The sequence below is a fragment of the Citrobacter sp. CK199 genome (assembly GCF_030333285.1).
GTDB classification, from domain to species: domain Bacteria; phylum Pseudomonadota; class Gammaproteobacteria; order Enterobacterales; family Enterobacteriaceae; genus Citrobacter_B; species Citrobacter_B koseri.
The window spans coordinates 357,348-375,424 of sequence record NZ_JAOWGF010000028.1 but is presented as its reverse complement, the minus strand read 5'-3'; the positions used below and the strand labels follow the sequence as shown (position 1 = coordinate 375,424).

Genomic DNA, 18,077 nt, shown 5'->3' with positions numbered 1-18,077 from the left:
ATAAGCAGGAAACACAATGAACAATAAGATTCATTCCCTGGCCTTACTGGTCAATCTGGGAATTTATGGGGTCGCTCTGCCTGTTATGGCGGAGGAGACCACTGATAGCGCAGCGCTTCATGAAGACACCATCGTGGTCACCGCCGCCCAGCAGAACCTCCAGGCACCGGGCGTATCGACCATTACCGCCGACGAAATCCGTAAAAATCCTCCCGCTCGCGACGTTGCCGAAATCATCCGCACCATGCCGGGCGTGAACCTGACCGGTAACTCAACCAGCGGCCAGCGCGGCAACAACCGCCAGATCGACATTCGCGGCATGGGCCCGGAAAACACCCTGATTCTGATCGACGGCAAACCGGTGACCAGCCGCAACTCCATCCGTCTGGGCTGGCGCGGTGAGCGTGACACCCGTGGCGATACCGGTTGGGTGCCGCCAGAGATGATCGAACGCATTGATGTGATTCGTGGCCCTGCGGCAGCACGTTACGGCAACGGCGCAGCGGGCGGCGTGGTAAACATCATCACCAAGAAATTCGACGATCAGTGGCATGGTTCGTGGAACACCTATCTGAATGCGCCGGAACACAAAGACGAAGGTTCCACCAAGCGCACCAACTTTAGCCTGAGCGGCCCGCTGGGCGGCGAATTCAGCTTCCGCATGTACGGCAACCTGGATAAAACTCAGGCCGACGCCTGGGACATCAACCAGGGCCACCAGTCTGAGCGTACCGGCGCCTACGCCAACACCCTGCCAGCAGGTCGCGAAGGGGTTGAAAACAAAGATATTAATGGTGTCGTACGTTGGGATTTCGCGCCGATGCAGGCGCTGGAGTTTGAAGCAGGCTACAGCCGCCAGAACAACCTTTACGCGGGTGACACCCAAAACACCAATAACGACAATGCCCTGGTGAAGAAAAACTACGGTAAAGAGACTAACCGTATTTATCGCCAGAACTTCGCAGTGACCTGGAACGGCGGCTGGGATAACGGTATCACCACCAGCAACTGGGCACAGTATGAGCACACCCGCAACTCGCGTCTGGGCGAAGGACTGGCGGGCGGTCTCGAAGGGTTGTTCAACAGCGACGAATTCACCGACACCGACCTGGCCGACGTGATGTTGCACAGTGAAATTAACCTGCCGCTTGATTTCATCGTTAATCAAAACCTGACGCTGGGTACTGAGTGGAACCAGCAGCGTATGAAGGATTCCGCCTCGAATACTCAGGCTCAACAGGGCGGAGCCATTCCAGGCATGAGCGACGATCGCAGTCCGTACTCATCCGCAGAAATCTTCTCCCTGTTTGCCGAGAACAACATGGAGATAACTGACAGCACCATGCTGACCCCGGCGCTGCGCTTCGATCACCACACTATCGTCGGCAACAACTGGAGCCCGTCCCTGAACCTGTCGCAGGCGCTGGGCGATGATTTCACCCTGAAGATGGGTATCGCCCGTGCCTATAAAGCACCGAGCCTCTATCAGACCAACCCGAACTACCTGCTGTACAGCAAAGGCCAGGGTTGCTATGCAAGCTCCGATGGCGTCGGTTGCTACATGATGGGTAACGATGACCTGAAAGCGGAAACCAGCGTCAACAAAGAGATTGGTCTTGAGTGGAAACACGACGGCTGGCAGGCCGGTGTGACCTGGTTCCGTAACGACTACCGCGATAAGATTGAAGCGGGCTATGCGCCAGTCGGCCATACCTCTTCAGGTAAAGTGCAAACCGATATCTACCAGTGGGAAAACGTGCCGAAGGCCGTGGTAGAAGGTCTGGAAGGATCGTTGAATATTCCGGTCAGCGATGCGATAAACTGGACCAACAACATTACCTACATGCTACAGAGCAAGAACAAAACAACCGGCGATCGTCTGTCGATCATCCCGGAGTACACGCTGAACTCAACCCTGAGCTGGCAGGTACATCAGGATGTGTCAGTGCAGTCAACCTTCACCTGGTACGGCAAGCAGCAGCCGAAGAAATACAACTATAAGGGCCAGCCTGCTACCGGCTCTGAGAAAGATGAAGTCAGCCCGTACAGCATTGTCGGCCTGAGCGCGACCTGGGACGTAACCAAAAACGTCAGCCTGACCGGCGGCGTGGATAACGTCTTCGACAAGCGTCAATGGCGTGCGGGGAATGCCCAGACCACGGGTAACGACGCGACCGGCGCTTATATGTACGGTGCAGGTGCTTACACCTACAACGAGCCGGGTCGTACATGGTACATGGGCGTTAACACGCGCTTCTGATAACGACCACCCTCTCCCTGAACGGGGAGAGGGTTTTTATGAGAAACCATGCAAACCACTTATACCGCCCTCTCTTTTTCCCGCCACAAACTTCATCTTATCGGGTTCGATATCGATAGCTTCCACGAACACGATCTGCTCTGGTTGCCGCACCATGCGCAGCTGCTTCCCGCCGGGCGAAAACGTCAGGCTGAACATTTAGCGGGACGTCTCGCCGCGTTTCATGCTCTGACTGAATATGGACACAAAACCGTACCCGCTATCGGCGATAAACGGCAGCCCTTGTGGCCAGAAGGCCTGTTCGGTAGTATCAGCCACAGCGCCGCCACGGCGCTGGCAGTCGTCTCCCTCACTCCGGTAGGGGTTGATATCGAAGCAATCTTCACGCCTCAAACGGCAGCAGAACTCACCAGCAGTATCGTCGATAACGATGAACAACGCGTTTTACAGCGCAGTTCCCTCCCTTTTCCGCTCGCGTTAACCCTGGCGTTTTCCGCCAAAGAGAGCGTCTATAAAGCGTTCTCCGATCGCGCGGCAACGTTACCGGGTTTTGCCAGCGCCAGGATCGTTTCAGTGACGAAAACACATCTAACCATGCAAATGACGTCGGCGTTTTCGCCGCAGCTTGCTGATTGCACAGTGGATATTTCGTGGCGTGAGTACGACGGTCAGGTCATTACGCTCTGCGCGTCCGCCCTGTAGAATTTGCCCGCAGCCATTGCTGACTGCGGAGCACAAGCATTGCCATAAAAGCGTACTTCGTCAGCATATATCGCCTCCATGCGAAGAAGAGACTAACAAGCCGAATTGTCGTGTTCGGGTTGTTAGTCTCAAGGTTGACGGAACTATTTTCAGAAAACGTGAGATCCGCTTACATTCCCGGGAACAACACCCCGTTGCCAGGCGCCTCACGATCCAGATGAATAAAGTTCAGATGACGTTCATACTGATCGAGAATGTCCGTAATCACCTGCTCTTTGCTGTAGTCCATCAGGTCATTTCCCTGGCTTCCTTCCAGCAGGAACGTTTCCAGCCGGTAATAGCTCGACTTGCCGCTACGCGCCCGGTAGGTAAAGCCGGGGATTGCGTACTGCTGCGGCCAGATCTGATAGATAAAGTTGCGCTCATCGCCCATATGAACCCGCAGATCCAGATGACCAAGGTTTTCCCCTTCCTGCGGCGGCATACTTTTCAACTCCACCGATGCGCCGCGCAGTTGCAGCTCATGGGCGACCTCTTCCATTGCCGGGAAACATACCTTCTCCATCATTTCGCGGGTATAGCGCGTTCCCGGGTAGTTCATCAGGCGCGACAGTCGTTTTTTCCAGCTCAGCCGGTCCTGCACGCCCATCGGACGCGGTGCGGTATGACGACTGGCGCTTTCCCGACGATAATCTTCAACTTTCAATGACTTATACAATCCCGCCATAATGAAGAAGATCACAAAACTAAACGGCAGCCCCATGATCACCGTCGTGTTTTGCAGCGCTGAAATCCCATTGGTCATCAGCATCCCCAGCGTCAGCAGGCCAATCGCTACCGACCAGAAAACACGCAGCCAGGCTGGCGCATCGCTGTTGATGTCTTTCAGTTTTGAGGTGAAATTGCCCAGCACCAGCGCACCGGAGTCCGCCGATGTCACGTAGAACAACAGACCGGTGATTGTGGCGACAGACGCGCTGAAGGTGAAGGCCGGATACTGCGCCAGCAGGCTATAAAAGCCGCGCTCAGGGTGCGCCATCGCTTCCTCGGCAAAACCGGCATCGCCATGAATGATTTCATACAGCGCGCTATTGCCAAACACCGACAGCCACAGCAGGGTGAAAGTGAACGGGATAATCAACGTACCGAAGACAAACTGGCGAATGGTGCGGCCACGCGAAATACGCGCCAGGAACAACCCGACAAACGGCGACCACGCAACCCACCACGCCCAGAAAAAGAGCGTCCAGTTGTTCATCCACTCAACCGGCCTGTCGAACGCAAAGCTGTTCAACGTCATCCCCATAAAGCGGTTAACGTAGTCGCCCACATTCAGCACCAGCGCATTGAGCAGGAATGAGGTGTCCCCCATAAACAGCACAAAGAGGATCAACCCCAGCGCCAGCAGCACATTCAGCTCCGACAGAACCCGAATGCCTTTGTCCACGCCAGAAGTCACCGAGATCGTGGCGATCACCACCGACAGCACAATCAGCGCCGCTTTGGCCGCCATTGAATCCGGGATATCAAACAGCACGCTCAGACCGTAATTGAGCTGCACCACACCAATCCCCAGCGTCGTGGCGATACCAAAGATGGTGCCGATAACTGCGGCAATATCCACGCTATGCCCAATCGGCCCGTTGATGCGCTTACCGAAGATCGGATAGAGCGCTGAGCGAATGGTCAGCGGCAGGTTATAGCGATAGCTAAAGTAGCCAAGCGCCATCCCCATTAACGCATACATCGACCAACCGGTCAGGCCGTAGTGAAACAGCGTCCAGACCATCGACTGGCGGGCGGCTTCAATAGTCTGCCCTGCGCCTTCCGGCGGCTGCATATATTGGGTGACGGGCTCCGCCACCGAAAAGAACATCAGGTCGATGCCAATCCCGGCGGCGAAAAGCATTGCCGCCCAGCTTAGCAGACTAAATTCCGGCTTTGACTGCTCAGGCCCGAGCTTGACGGAACCGAAACGCGAGCAGGCAATGAATATGACAAAAACGATATAGAGCGTGGCGGCCAGCAGATAGTACCAGCCAAACGTTCTGGAGACCCAGTTCAGCGTGCGGCCGATCCAGACTGCGGAGAAATCACTAAAAAAAATGGTCGTCAGGGAAAACAACAAAATCAGTCCGGCAGACGTATAAAACACGACGGGATTGATTTTGTCCTTTTCTCTGTTCTGAGCAAGGTTCGTCATCGATTACCTCTGATTAAGTAACGGTGACTACTCTGTCGAGCAGCTAACTTTTTGAGATTCTGTAAGGCGATGGCATTTTTAACAGATTTGCAAAAATAGCCTTATTAACAGAAATGATGATATTTTCAATCTATTGTTTTTATTAATTTTATCTAATATCCCATTACATTCCCCTTACCTGTTAACCGCTAAATTGATAACAATTAAGACACATTTTATATTGAACGTCCAATCAAAAAACGGTTTAATACATAACCATAACTGATGACTGGAGCGATAAAAATGCCCAAAGTGGGGATGCAAACCCTTCGTCGCAGGCAACTGATTGACGCCACCCTGGAGGCCATTAATGAAGTCGGGATGCATGACGCAACCATTGCGCAAATAGCCCGGCGAGCAGGCGTGTCGACCGGCATCATCAGTCACTATTTCAAGGATAAAAATGGATTGCTGGAAGCGACGATGCGCGACATCACCAGCCAGCTTCGCTATGCCGTCCTGCGTCGGTTGCATGCCCTTCCAGAGGCCAGCGCAGAATTGCGTTTGCGCGCCATCGTAGCGGGCAACTTTGACGACAGCCAGATAAGCCAGGCCGCGATGAAAGCCTGGCTCGCATTCTGGGCAAGCAGCATGCATCAGCCGATGCTCTACCGCCTGCAACAGGTCGCCAGCAAGCGGCTACTGTCAAACATTGTGTATGAATTCAGGCGCGAACTTCCGCGCCAGCAGGCTCAACAGGCCGGCTATGGCCTGGCGGCGCTTATCGATGGGCTGTGGCTACGCGCCGCGCTGAGCGGAAAACCGTTTAATCTCAGTCTCGCTCAGGCGCTGACCACCCATTTCATCAGTCAGCATTTGCCGAACGCCACTGACTAACCGAGGAGAACCCATGCCCCGAATGGCAGAACAACAGCTTTATATTGACGGCGCATATACTGCCGCTACCAGCGGTCGCACCTTTGAGACGATCAATCCCGCTAACGGCGAGGTACTGGCTACCGTACAGGCCGCAGGCCGCGACGATGTCGATCGCGCCGTGAAAAGCGCGCAGCGCGGGCAAAAAATATGGGCCGCGATGAGCGCAATGGCGCGCTCGCGAATCCTGCGTCGGGCAGTTGATATTCTGCGTGAACGCAATGACGAGCTGGCGCAACTGGAAACGCTCGATACCGGTAAACCACTGAGCGAAACCGCCAGCGTAGACATCGCCACCGGCGCTGACGTGCTTGAGTATTACGCCGGGCTGATCCCTGCCCTGGAAGGCAGCCAGATCCCGCTACGCGAGACGTCATTCGTCTACACCCGTCGCGAGCCGCTGGGCGTGGTGGCCGGGATCGGCGCATGGAACTACCCCATTCAAATCGCCCTGTGGAAATCCGCTCCGGCGCTGGCGGCAGGCAATGCCATGATCTTCAAACCCAGTGAAGTCACGCCGCTAACCGCGTTAAAACTGGCGGAAATCTACAGCGAAGCCGGTCTCCCGGACGGCGTGTTCAACGTGCTGCCAGGCACCGGCGCGGAAACAGGGCAGTTCCTGACGGAACATCCTGATATCGCCAAAATCTCCTTCACCGGCGGCGTCGCCAGCGGCAAGAAAGTGATGGCCAATTCAGCGGCTTCATCGCTGAAAGAGGTGACGATGGAGCTGGGCGGCAAATCACCGCTGATTATCTTTGACGACGCGGACCCCGACCTCGCGGCGGATATCGCCATGATGGCGAACTTCTTCAGCTCCGGCCAGGTCTGCACCAACGGCACGCGCGTATTCATTCCGGCGCACATGAAAAGCGCCTTCGAGCAAAAAATTCTGGCGCGCGTAAGCCGCATTCGCGCAGGCGATCTGTCTGACCCGGCAACCAATTTTGGCCCACTGGTGAGCTTCCCTCATCGCGACAACGTTCTGCGCTATATCGCCAGCGGAAAAGCGGAAGGCGCAACGCTGCTTTGCGGCGGCGACGTATTAAAAGGCGAAGCGTTTGATAACGGCGCCTGGGTCGCCCCCACCGTATTCACCGACTGCCGGGATGAGATGACCATCGTACGCGAAGAAATTTTCGGCCCGGTGATGTCCATTCTGACCTACGAAAACGAAGAAGAGGCGATCCGCCGCGCCAATAACACCGATTACGGACTGGCCGCCGGGGTAGTGACAGCCGATCTCAACCGCGCTCATCGCGCAATCCACCAGCTTGAAGCGGGGATCTGCTGGATCAATACCTGGGGGGAATCTCCTGCTGAAATGCCGGTCGGCGGCTACAAGCATTCCGGTATTGGTCGCGAGAACGGCATCATGACGCTGCAAAGCTACACCCAGGTGAAGTCCATCCAGGTTGAGATGGGTCAGTTTCAATCCATATTTTAACCAGGAGGTTTGTTTGCATTTTGACTACATCATTATTGGCGCCGGTTCGGCGGGCAACGTACTGGCAACACGGCTGACTGAAGACAGCGACACCACCGTGTTGCTGCTGGAAGCGGGCGGCCCGGACTACCGTGCGGATTTCCGCACCCAGATGCCTGCCGCGCTGGCGTTTCCGCTACAGGGTAAACGTTATAACTGGGCGTATGAGACCGAACCGGAGCCGCATATGAACTACCGCCGCATGGAGTGCGGCCGTGGTAAAGGGCTGGGCGGCTCATCGCTGATTAACGGCATGTGTTACATTCGCGGCAACGCGATGGATCTCGACAACTGGGCGCAGGAGCCAGGCCTCGAACACTGGAGTTACCTCAACTGCCTGCCCTATTACCGCAAGGCGGAAACCCGTGATATCGGCCCCAACGACTACCACGGCGGCGACGGCCCGGTAAGCGTCGCCACGCCAAAGCACAATAACAACCCATTGTTCCATGCGATGATAGAAGCGGGCGTCCAGGCGGGATATCCACGTACCGACGACCTCAACGGCTATCAGCAGGAGGGGTTTGGGCCGATGGACAGAACCGTGACGCCGCAAGGACGACGCGCCAGTACGGCACGCGGGTATCTCGATCAGGCCAAAGGTCGGCCGAATCTGACCATCATCACCCATGCGCTGACCGACCATATTCTATTCGAAGGTAAAAAAGCGTCAGGCGTTGAGTGGCTGGAAGGCGACAGCACCATCCCGACCCGGGCGATGGCGCGTAAAGAGGTGTTGCTGTGCGCGGGCGCCATTGCGTCGCCGCAAATCCTGCAACGCTCCGGCGTGGGTGACGCATCGCTACTGAAAGCGTTTGATATTCCGCTGGTGCACCACCTGCCGGGCGTGGGTGAAAACTTGCAGGACCATCTGGAGATGTATCTACAGTATGAGTGCAAAGAACCCGTCTCTCTCTACCCGGCGTTGCAATGGTGGAACCAGCCGAAAATTGGCGCTGAGTGGTTATTTGGCGGCACCGGCGTGGGCGCCAGCAACCATTTTGAGGCAGGTGGATTTATCCGCAGCAGCGAAGCGTTTAGCTGGCCGAATATTCAGTATCACTTCCTGCCGGTGGCGATTAATTACAACGGCTCGAATGCGGTGAAAGAACACGGTTTTCAGTGCCATGTCGGTTCGATGCGCTCACCCAGCCGTGGGCATGTGCACATTAAATCGCGCGATCCGCGCGAGCATCCGGCCATTCTGTTTAACTATATGTCTACCGGGCAGGACTGGCAGGAGTTCCGCGATGCCATACGCATCACGCGTGAAATCATCAACCAGCCTGCGCTGGACAAATACCGTGGACGAGAAATCAGCCCTGGCATTACGTGCCAGACCGACGAACAGCTGGATGCGTTTGTGCGCGACCATGCGGAGACCGCGTTTCATCCTTGCGGCACCTGCAAAATGGGTTACGACGAAATGGCGGTAGTCGACGGCGAAGGCCGGGTTCACGGCGTGGAAAATCTGCGCGTGGTGGACGCCTCCATTATGCCGCAAATTATCACCGGCAACCTGAACGCCACCACCATTATGATCGGCGAGAAGATGGCCGATGCGATTCGTGGCCGCGAACCGCTGGCAAAGAGCACCGCAAGCTATTACGTCGCAGGTGATGCGCCCGTGCATCAGCCGCCGCTGCGTTAATCCCACCTCTTTTTCCCGCTCTGCTGCTGAGCGGGAAAAGACCACGCCCCCCCTCCTCCTCCCTGACATCTATACTCAACGCAACGCCCTGACAAAAGAGAACGTTATGCCGCTACCCGATTTTCACGTTTCCGAACCGTTTACGCTGGGAATTGAACTGGAAATGCAGGTGGTCAATCCGCCGGGTTACGATTTAAGCCAGGACTCTTCCACCCTGATTGACGCCGTCAAATCCCAACTCACCGCCGGAGAAGTGAAGCACGATATCACCGAAAGCATGCTTGAGATGGCGACGGGAGTCTGCCGCAACATTGACCAGGCGGCGGCGCAGTTCTCCGCCATGCAGCAGGTGATTTTGCAGGCTGCCGCAGACCATCATCTTGAAATCTGCGGCGGGGGCACGCACCCTTTTCAAAAGTGGCAGCGCCAGGAGGTGTGCGACAATGCGCGCTACCAGCGTACGCTGGAAAACTTCGGTTATCTGATTCAGCAGGCGACGGTATTTGGTCAGCACGTCCATATTGGATGCGCGAACGGTGATGACGCTATCTACCTCCTGCATGGTCTGTCGCGCTTTGTTCCTCACTTTATTGCGCTGGCGGCGGCATCGCCGTATATGCAAGGGTCAGATACCCGTTTTTCCAGCGCCCGGCTGAATATCTTCTCAAGCTTTCCTGATAACGGCCCGATGCCGTGGGCCAGCAACTGGCAGGAATGTGAAGGGCTGTTCCGCCGCCTCGCGTACACCAGCATGATCGACAGCATCAAAGATCTGCACTGGGATATCCGTCCCAGCCCTCACTTCGGCACGGTAGAAGTTCGGGTAATGGATACGCCTCTGACCCTTGCTCATGCGGTCAATATCGCGGGGCTGATTCAGGCGACGGCCCACTGGCTGCTGACCGAGCGCCCGTTCAGGCATCAGGAGCGGGATTATCTGCTGTACAAATTCAACCGCTTTCAGGCTTGTCGGTATGGCCTGGAGGGAACATTGACCGATGTCCACACCGGCGACCATCACCTGCTGTCTGATGACACGCTGCGCCTGCTGGAGAATGTTGCCTCCTCCGCAGATAACGTCGGCGCCGCCAGCGCCATTAACGCTCTGCGCCTACAGGTGAAAAACGGGCTGAATGAAGCGCGGCAGATGCGGGAGTTTGTGACGGATGGCGGTTCGCTGATTGGGCTGGTGAAAAAACATTGCGAGATCTGGGCGGGTCAGTAGGCGACGATTTGCGTTACCCGGCGATATCCCGGACAATGGCTTTTTAACTCAAGTTTAACAATGCCATGAAACACCCGCTTGAATCGTTGATGACCGCTGCTGGCATCCTGCTGATGGCTTTTCTCTCCTGTCTGCTGCTGCCTGTGCCCTCGCCGGGCATGGTGCTGGCGCAAAAGCTGGTTGCGACCTTCCATTTAATGGATCTCAACCAGCTTTACACCCTGCTGTTTTGCCTGTGGTTTTTAACGCTTGGCGCTCTCGAATATTTCGTGATCCGCTTTATCTGGCGTTGCTGGTTTTCGCTGGCTGACTAAGCCGGTGAAATCCCGCATACCGTGAACCAGCGCTTCACACCACGCGGCGTAATCGTGCCCGCTTGACCACGGATGAAAACTCACCGGATAGCCTTTTTCACGTAGTACCTGCGCAAATTCCAGCGTGTTGCGATAAATACCGCCGTCCGGGCCTTTGGTTTCAAAGCGGCCAGCCTGCAACCAGAAGCGGACAGGATAACGCGGCGAATTCTGGTACTGACGCGTCAGCCAGCTGGCCTCCTCGTCTTTTGGCGCCCACCAGTACGAACCGGATAAACTCAGCACGTTGCCGAACAGACGCGGATAGCGCAACGCGACCCAGGATGACGCCAGCCCGCCATAACTGGAGCCCGCCAGCACCGTTTTTTGTCGTTGCGTAGTCACCCCCTGCTGACGCAGCCAGGGCAATAATTCATGCGCCATAAAGTCGGCAAAATCAGGGTTCGGCGGCAACTCTTTCGCCCGTCTGGCGTGATCGAGCGTATCAATAAACACCACGTTTATCGGCGGCAGTTGATGGCGCGCGATCAGCCCATCCAGCACGCGATCGATATGGTAATCATCAAGATACGTTTTGCCGTCAAACAGCATCAGCGTCCAGCGTGCCGGTTGCGCGCTGTGTGGGCGATAAATCGCAATTTCACGACTGTTGCCCAGACGTTCGCTGAACAATGTTTTGCGCGTAAGCGAACCGTAACGAACAGGCTGCGCGGTAGCTTGCGCAGAGCAAAAGCGCGCGGGACTCAGATCGAGAAGGGAAAACTGATTCCAGCGATCGGCATACTTCTCGCCAAGCGTCAGCGGGTTAAGCGGATCTCTCTGCGCGCTGACCAGAATCGCCCGCCGCTGATCGCGCGGCGAACCGTTCACCAACGGAACATCCGGCGCCAGTTTGTACTGCATTACCGTATCCGCAGGCACCACATAGCTGCGGAACCAGACGTCGGAATCGCCCAGGCGGAACAGGGGATCGTGATCGCCTGCCGGAGAACCGAGAATAAAAACGTTCTGCTTCGCACCGCGCCACAGAAACGTAACCCGCTTATGGCTGTCGTCAACTGGCTCCACCAGCGGCGTGCCGTTGCGCTGTAGATCCTGCCAGAAATGGGCGGTTCCGGCGCCTGCCGCCAGCGCTTTTTCCAGTTGCTGCAAGGTTGGGCTGACGGGAGCGACGCGCTGTATTTTCGGCAGCGGCGTGGTCTCTTTCATCTGCCATGTAAACCGCCAGCGAGCGCCCTCATTACCGTGCAACACCAGCGAGGTGGCCTGTTGTACCGGCAAAGAAAACAACAGTTGATGCTCGCCATCGGCCGGGCCGCCTTCCAGTAAAGTACGGATGCGACGGTTCTGGCCGTCCAGCAAACGAGCATCGGTAATCCCCGACAGGGTGGCCGAAACATAATTTTCACTCAGCGCGGGAAGCACAAAGCAGATCTCGCCGCTGGCATCAAATTTCCCCTGCTGCTCTCCCTGAACGGAGGGCGTCGAACACGGCATCGCCTGAGCCGACATCGTCCCCAGCCCAATCACCAAACCACTCCATGCCATCTTCATTAACGGTGCTTTCCTGATGAAATTTGTTAACAACGCTAATGCAAATGGTAATGATTTGCAATAACATCTGTCGCGTTTGATGAGGATGGCAGTCCGGCATTTGTCTGACAGGACGACCGGACAATTTCAGGTATGGCATAGAAAAGGATGCTAAATGATATTTAAAAATAACAAGATAATGCAGCTCTGGGTTCTCAGTCTGGCGACCGTCAGTACGACGACGTTTGCCAAAACGCAGGAGGAGACCATTCTGGTGACGCAAGGCGTCAGCCAGGAACCCACTGCGCCGGTGAAGGGAATGGTGGCGACCAAAACCCTGTCGGCAACCAAAACCTCCGCGGAGCTGGTAAAAACGCCGCAGTCCGTCTCCGTCGTTACCCGCGACCAGATGGACGCGCTGGACGCCACCTCCGTCTCCCAGGCGCTGCGCTACACCGCCGGGGCATTTACGGAGTATCGCGGCTCATCCAACCGTAACGATGAAGTGTTTGTACGCGGCTTCAGCTACGTTCCTAAATTCCTTGATGGTCTGAGCTTTGGCGCAACGGCGTCATCGCAAACCGGCACCGTTGATCCGTGGCTGCTGGAGCGGGTAGAGCTGGTACGCGGCCCGGCTTCGGTTCTGTTTGGCCAGGTGAACCCCGGCGGGCTTATCAGCATGACCAGCAAACGCCCTACCAGCGAACCGATTCATAAGGTTCAGTTCAGCACCGGTAATCGCGATCTGGCGGAAGGCGCATTTGATTTCGGCGGCCCGCTGAGCGATGACGGCCGGGTACTGTATCGCCTGAACGGGATCGCCCGCACTCAGCATAACCAGGTTGAAGACTATAAAGATTCGCGCGTCGCGATTGCTCCGGCTATCACCTGGTATCCAAACGATCAAACCCGTTTCACGCTGCTGACCAGCTACCAGAAAGATCCCGATGCGGGCTACCGTAACTTCCTGCCTGCTTACGGCACCGTCACCAGCGCTAACGGAAAATATATTCCGCTCGATTTTAACGTCAGCGATCCTGATTACGATCAGTCATGGCGTGAGCAGACAATGGTGGGTTACGAGTTTGAACATCAGTTCAATGACATGATGACCTTCCGCCAGAACGCCCGCTATGCCAGCATCAAGCAAAAATACCGCTATCTGGTTTACTTCAACAGCAAACCGGAAAGCACGCTGCTCAGCCGTCGCGCCCAACATGAGGAGCGCACGACCAATGAGTTTGGCATTGATAACCAACTGGAAGCACAGTTTGCGACCGCGCAGATGAACCATACGCTGCTCGGCGGGCTGGATTACAAGTCCAGCAACGACAAGCAACTGTTAATGCGCGGTTCCGGCTCGCAGTACGATATGGACTGGACGCACCCGGTTTATGGCGTAAACGTCGATGAAAGCACCTTCAGCACCGCCAGCCACGAACAGCAGAACCTCGATCAGATGGGCCTCTATTTGCAGGATCAGATGAGCTGGAACAACTGGGAGCTGCTGCTCTCCGGGCGCTATGACTGGACGGAAGTTCGCACCACCGATTACATCAACAGTGAGAAAACGCAGCAGAACGACAACAAGTTCACCTGGCGTACCGGCTTGCTGTATGCCTTTGATTTCGGCCTCTCGCCGTACATCAGCTACAGCACCTCGTATGAGCCTAATCTGCAAACCAACCGCGCGCCGGGCAGCGCGCCGTTTAAACCCACTACCGGTAAACAAACCGAAGTGGGCGTGAAGTATCAGCCGGTGGATAACACGCTGATGTCGCTGGCGTTATACGATCTCAAACAGAGCAATGTGTCCACTTACAACAGCACGCTGGGCTGGTTCGAAAACGCAGGGGAAGTGCGTTCCAAAGGCGTGGAAGCGGAAATTCACTCTTCACTGTGGGATAGCGTCAACCTGATTGGCTCGTATACCTACACGGATGCGGAAACCGTCAACACCACGGTAGCGGGTACGGAAGGGAAAACGCCTGCCCGTATTCCTGCTCACATGGCTTCCGCCTTCGCCAGTTATACCTTCCCCGGCGGCCCGCTGAAAAGCCTGACGACCGGCGTGGGCGTACGCTACATCGGCACCAGCTACGGCGATGCGAAAAACACCTTTAAAGTGCCGGCGGTGGATCTGTATGACGCGATGGTGAGCTACGAACTGGGAGAACTGAACAGCAGCCTGAAAGGCGCAGCCGTACAGTTTAATGTCAATAATATCGCCGATACGAAATACGTGGCCTCTTGCGCCAGCGACACCGCCTGCTTCTATGGCGTAGGTCGTACGGTTACGGCAACAGTGAGCTATTCCTGGTAAGAAAGATTCCCGGCAGCCAGGCGCTGCCGGGGAAACTCAGTGCGTACGGCTGTGATTCTCTTTACGGTAGGCGCCCGGCGGCTGATTAAAGGTTCGGGTGAAGATCCGCGTAAAGGTCTGCTGCGAATCAAAACCGTACTTCAGGCAGATGTCATACACCCTTTGGTCGGTATCGCGTAAATCACGCGCCGCCAGCCGCAGCTTACGCTCCCGGATATAGCGCCCCAGACTCTCCCCTTTGTACTGCATAAACAGGCGTTGCAGATGCCATTTGGAGTACCCGGCGTGGCGGGCAATATCATCAATGCGCAACGGTTGATTTAAATTATCATCAATCCACTCGACAATAGTGTCGATTACCTGAGCGGAAATGGTCATCGTGCCTCCCCCTCCGAAAAATGGTCGCTTATTCCCACCAGGCCGTAAACTGCTGGGTCGGATCGGCCAACATCACCGGTTCACCCAGCGTCGGCGTCAGCAGGCGGTAGCGTTTATGACGACTCGCCAGCGCCAGACGTTTATACGGATCGTCCCAGCTGTGTTTCGCCAGGACAAAACGCCCGGCATGACCGGGTAAAATCGCTTTTGCGCGCAGATCCTGCGCCGCCTGCGCGGTCTCTTCCGGCATCATGTGAATGTATCGCCAGTCCCGGTCGTACTGACCGTTTTCCATGATGGCCAGATCGACTGAGCCGAACTGTTCTCCAATCGCCTTAAAATGCGGCCCGTAACCGGAGTCCCCGCTGTAATAAACCTTCTGTTCAGGCGTCTCAAACATAAAACTCGCCCACAGCGTCTGGTTACGTTTGAGCCCCCGACCAGAAAAATGGCGCGCGGGCAGGACGTGGATCAGCAGCGCGTCATCGATCCTGACGGACTGGTTCCAGTCGCGCTCGTCGATAATCCCGCCATTCATGCCCCAGTAGCGCAAATGCGATCCCACACCCAGCGGCGTAATGACTCGCTTAATCTTCGGCATCAGCGCTTTGATGGTGGCGTAGTCCAGATGGTCATAGTGATCGTGCGAGATGATCAGCAGGTCGATCTCCGGCATATTTTGCGCCGTCCAGGGGTAGTCTCCGGCAAAGGCTTTATTCAGAAACGAAAACGGCGCGGCATAGCTGCTGAACACCGGGTCGATCAGAATGCGTTTTCCCGCCAGTTGCAGATACCAGGAGGAATGGCCCAGCCAGATGAGCGTGTCCCGATCGCGCGGTACGCTGGCGAGATCGGTGTTTACCAGCGGCAACGGTTGGGCAGGCCGCGCGTTTTCACGTTTAGCGACCAGAAACTCCCACCATGCGGCGAGCATCCCCTTATCCCCGGTGTAACCGGGAGTGGGTAACTGATTATGAAACTGTCCATCACGATAGTGTGGAGACTGTTCCACCAGGCTCAGTTGAGCGCCCTGCGGCACCTGACCAAACCCGGCGTTAAGGACAAACGGCAGACTCGCTGTAGAAGCAATAAGCATAATAACAACCACACAAATTGTGAGACGCTTCATATCCTGATCCGAAAACGCGCCCCTTTCCGCTGGTTTGCGCGACTGTCACTTGATTATGAGTGAGTAAGCACTCATTATAGAAAGCGAAGGAATCTCGTCAAGATGATTTTCAATCTTTGACATTCACCGTTGCGGCGCTGCAAAGAGCGTGTTTCAATCATGTTTTTTACATCATTAAGGGTAAAGTGTAGTGGCTCGTCCGAAGAGTGAAGACAAAAAACTGGCGTTACTGGAAGCCGCAACAAAAGCGATCGCGCAATCCGGCATTGCCGCCTCCACCGCCGTCATTGCTCGCAACGCAGGTGTTGCTGAGGGAACATTGTTTCGCTATTTCGCGACAAAAGATGACTTAATCAACGAGCTTTATCTGCATTTGAAGCAGGATCTCTGCCAGTCGATGATGGCGAATCTGGACCGTTCAATCACCGACACCAGAACCATGACGCACTTCATCTGGAACAGCTACATCAACTGGGGCCTGAACAACACTAACGGACACCGCACCATCCGCCAGCTTGCGGTTAGTGAGAAAATCACGAAAGAAACCGAGCAACTGGCGGACGATATGTTCCCGGAACTGCGCGATCTCTGCCATCGCTCGGTTCTGCCCATTTTCATGTCTGACGAATACCGCGCCTTTGGCGATGCCCTGTTCCTCACCCTGGCGGAAACCACGATGGAATTTGCCGCCCGCGATCCGGCCCACGCAAATGAGTACATCTCGCTGGGTTTTGAAGCAATGTGGCGCGCCCTCACCCGCGAGGAAAAATAATGGACGGCCAGACGCTGCATCATTGTGCGAAACGCATCGCGCTCGAACTGCCTTTCACCGAACACTGCTGGCCGTTCGGCCCGGAGTTCGATGTCTTTAAAGTCGGCGGCAAGATATTCATGATCGTTTCTGAACAACGCGGCCGTCGGTTTGTGAACCTGAAGTCCGATCCACAGAAATCCCTGTTAAATCAGCAGATTTACCGCAGTATTGAACCCGGTTACCACATGAACAAAAAACACTGGATTTCCGTTTACGCAGGAGACGATATCACACCGTCGCTGCTTGCCGACCTGATCGGCGACTCCTGGAATCTGGTGGTGGATGGTCTGGCTAAAAAAGATCAAAAGCGTCTGCGCCCCGCCTGATTTATCGTTGATATCGATAAGTGTTTTCGCACTTTTCTCTCTTATCTTTTATGCGCTAACCCTGTACCCTGCTGGCACGAAAACGCACCCGCAGGGTATTAAAAAACATCAGGAGTATTTATGGATATCGTTTCTGTCGCCTTAAAACGCTACTCCACTAAGGCGTTCGATCCCAGCAAACAACTGACCGCAGACGAAGCGGAAAAACTCAAAACATTGCTGCAATATAGCCCTTCCAGCACCAACTCTCAGCCGTGGCATTTCATCGTCGCCAGTACCGAAGAAGGGAAAGCGCGCGTTGCGAAATCCGCCGCCGGTAATTTCGTATTTAACGAGCGCAAAATGCTGGATGCTTCCCATGTCGTCGTGTTTTGCGCAAAAACCGCAATGGATGACGCCTGGCTGGATCGCGTTGTCGATCAGGAAGATGCCGATGGCCGTTTTGCCACGCCGGAAGCCAAAGCGGCAAATAACAAAGGCCGTCGCTTTTTCGCGGATCTGCACCGCCGCGACCTGAAAGATGACGATCAGTGGATGGCGAAACAGGTATACCTGAACGTTGGCAACTTCCTGCTGGGCGTCGCCGCGATGGGTCTGGACGCCGTACCGATTGAAGGCTTCGACGCCGCGGTTCTTGACGCTGAATTTGGCCTGAAAGAGAAAGGTTATACCAGCCTGGTCGTGGTGCCTGTCGGCCATCACAGCGTAGAAGATTTTAACGCTGCGCTGCCGAAATCCCGCCTGCCGCAGGAAACCACCCTGACGGAAGTCTGATTTCTTGTTATGCCGGATGGCGGCTGCGCCTTATCCGGCCTACG

General features: G+C 55.6%; 15 protein-coding genes. 11 read left to right on the top strand and 4 right to left on the bottom strand.

The genetic code is table 11. The annotated features are described in order from the left end of the window. Positions 1-16 precede the first annotated feature (16 nt). Positions 17-2,260 (top strand): TonB-dependent siderophore receptor, encoded by a 2,244-nt coding sequence (locus tag OGX75_RS16735; protein WP_012133407.1) that lies wholly within the window; start codon positions 17-19, stop codon positions 2,258-2,260. A 48-nt stretch (positions 2,261-2,308) separates the two neighbouring features. Next, on the top strand, positions 2,309-2,962 hold the full coding sequence (entD, locus tag OGX75_RS16730) for an enterobactin synthase subunit EntD (RefSeq protein WP_199971351.1): 654 nt from the start codon (positions 2,309-2,311) through the stop codon (positions 2,960-2,962). Positions 2,963-3,131: 169 nt separating this feature from the next. Here entD and OGX75_RS16725 read toward each other — a convergent pair whose 3' ends face one another. Beyond that, a complete protein-coding gene (locus tag OGX75_RS16725; protein ID WP_047458253.1) occupies positions 3,132-5,165 on the bottom strand; it encodes a choline transporter in 2,034 nt (677 codons plus the stop codon). A 282-nt stretch (positions 5,166-5,447) separates the two neighbouring features. Between OGX75_RS16725 and betI the strand changes: the two genes are divergently transcribed. The 5 genes from betI (at position 5,448) to OGX75_RS16700 (ending at position 10,756) form a co-directional block, all read left to right on the top strand. After that, positions 5,448-6,041, top strand: coding sequence for a transcriptional regulator BetI (gene betI, locus OGX75_RS16720; protein ID WP_024130562.1), 594 nt, complete (start codon positions 5,448-5,450; stop codon positions 6,039-6,041). 13 nt (positions 6,042-6,054) lie between these two features. Continuing rightward, positions 6,055-7,527, top strand: a complete 1,473-nt coding sequence (gene betB / locus OGX75_RS16715; protein WP_114847749.1) for a betaine-aldehyde dehydrogenase — start codon at positions 6,055-6,057, stop codon at positions 7,525-7,527. 13 nt (positions 7,528-7,540) lie between these two features. Further along, positions 7,541-9,217, top strand: a complete 1,677-nt coding sequence (gene betA, locus OGX75_RS16710; RefSeq protein WP_114847748.1) for a choline dehydrogenase — start codon at positions 7,541-7,543, stop codon at positions 9,215-9,217. A gap of 106 nt (positions 9,218-9,323) precedes the next feature. Continuing rightward, positions 9,324-10,442 (top strand): YbdK family carboxylate-amine ligase, encoded by a 1,119-nt coding sequence (locus tag OGX75_RS16705; RefSeq protein ID WP_110494557.1) that lies wholly within the window; start codon positions 9,324-9,326, stop codon positions 10,440-10,442. A gap of 65 nt (positions 10,443-10,507) precedes the next feature. After that, positions 10,508-10,756, top strand: coding sequence for a DUF1158 domain-containing protein (locus tag OGX75_RS16700; RefSeq protein WP_114847747.1), 249 nt, complete (start codon positions 10,508-10,510; stop codon positions 10,754-10,756). Here the strand turns inward: OGX75_RS16700 and OGX75_RS16695 are convergent. Then, on the bottom strand, positions 10,685-12,310 hold the full coding sequence (locus OGX75_RS16695) for an alpha/beta hydrolase-fold protein (protein WP_058668739.1): 1,626 nt from the start codon (positions 12,308-12,310) through the stop codon (positions 10,685-10,687). The two genes, OGX75_RS16700 and OGX75_RS16695, sit on opposite strands and share 72 nt — an antisense overlap. Before the next feature lie 157 nt (positions 12,311-12,467). Between OGX75_RS16695 and OGX75_RS16690 the strand changes: the two genes are divergently transcribed. Next, positions 12,468-14,612 carry a TonB-dependent siderophore receptor gene (locus OGX75_RS16690; protein WP_114847776.1) on the top strand — a complete coding sequence of 715 codons (2,145 nt, stop codon included), beginning with the start codon at positions 12,468-12,470 and terminating at the stop codon, positions 14,610-14,612. A 36-nt stretch (positions 14,613-14,648) separates the two neighbouring features. Here OGX75_RS16690 and OGX75_RS16685 read toward each other — a convergent pair whose 3' ends face one another. Next, on the bottom strand, positions 14,649-14,990 hold the full coding sequence (locus OGX75_RS16685) for a RamA family antibiotic efflux transcriptional regulator (RefSeq protein ID WP_024130566.1): 342 nt from the start codon (positions 14,988-14,990) through the stop codon (positions 14,649-14,651). A gap of 28 nt (positions 14,991-15,018) precedes the next feature. Next, positions 15,019-16,119 (bottom strand): MBL fold metallo-hydrolase, encoded by a 1,101-nt coding sequence (locus OGX75_RS16680; protein WP_012133420.1) that lies wholly within the window; start codon positions 16,117-16,119, stop codon positions 15,019-15,021. A gap of 190 nt (positions 16,120-16,309) precedes the next feature. On the opposite strand from OGX75_RS16680, the gene OGX75_RS16675 reads away from it, so the two are divergent. The 3 genes from OGX75_RS16675 to nfsB all read left to right on the top strand — a co-directional run bounded on the left by OGX75_RS16675 (position 16,310) and on the right by nfsB (position 18,033). Then, positions 16,310-16,891: a TetR/AcrR family transcriptional regulator gene (locus OGX75_RS16675; protein WP_012133421.1), complete on the top strand. Its 582-nt coding sequence runs from the start codon at positions 16,310-16,312 to the stop codon at positions 16,889-16,891. Further along, positions 16,891-17,259, top strand: a complete 369-nt coding sequence (locus tag OGX75_RS16670; protein WP_012133422.1) for an MmcQ/YjbR family DNA-binding protein — start codon at positions 16,891-16,893, stop codon at positions 17,257-17,259. Before OGX75_RS16675 ends, OGX75_RS16670 begins: the two co-directional genes overlap by 1 nt. A gap of 120 nt (positions 17,260-17,379) precedes the next feature. Further along, positions 17,380-18,033, top strand: coding sequence for an oxygen-insensitive NAD(P)H nitroreductase (gene nfsB / locus OGX75_RS16665; protein ID WP_047458272.1), 654 nt, complete (start codon positions 17,380-17,382; stop codon positions 18,031-18,033). Positions 18,034-18,077 lie beyond the last annotated feature (44 nt).